The sequence below is a fragment of the Mycolicibacterium sp. XJ2546 genome (genome assembly GCF_053483195.1).
Genome location: NZ_JBEFRW010000056.1, coordinates 1 through 584, shown reverse-complemented (window position 1 = coordinate 584; position 584 = coordinate 1). Strand labels below are relative to the sequence as shown.

Genomic DNA, 584 nt, shown 5'->3' with positions numbered 1-584 from the left:
GACGCCGGTTTGACGGTGGTGGTGACCGCTGGTGGGTTGGTTGAGCGGTTGGCGGACCGCGATGTGGTGGTCGTCGATGTCGGCGCGCTCGATGGCGGCGTCGCCGATGGCGCCGGTGTCGAACTGCCGGTGGTGCACCCCGGTGACGTCGCGTACCTGATCTACACCTCGGGGACCACCGGCACGCCGAAGGGTGTGGCGGTGCCGCACGGCAATGTTGCGCGGTTGTTGGAGGCGATTGAGCCGTGGTTGCGGTTGTCGCCGGATCTGGTCTTTTCGCAGTGCCATTCGTTGGCGTTCGACTTCTCGGTGTGGGAGATCTGGGGCGCGTTGTTGCGCGGTGGTCGGGTGGTCGTGGTGCCCGAGTCGGTGGTGGGCTCGCCCCAAGACTTTGCCGCCCTGTTGCTCGCTGAGCGGGTCAGCGTGCTGAGCCAGACGCCGTCGGCGTTCTATGCGCTGGCCGCCGAGTTGGGATCCGAGCTGGCGCTGGAAGCGGTGGTTTTCGGTGGGGAGGCGCTGGAGCCGGCCCGGCTGAGGTCATGGTTGGACAGCCACCGGGGTTCGCCGCGGTTGATCAACATGTA

1 protein-coding gene is annotated in these 584 nt (G+C 67.1%); it reads left to right on the top strand.

What is annotated here, in order from left to right; translation table 11 throughout:
- Positions 1-584, top strand: a 584-nt coding sequence (locus ABQE44_RS25810; protein WP_448432659.1) for an AMP-binding protein, incomplete at both ends; no start/stop codon positions are given.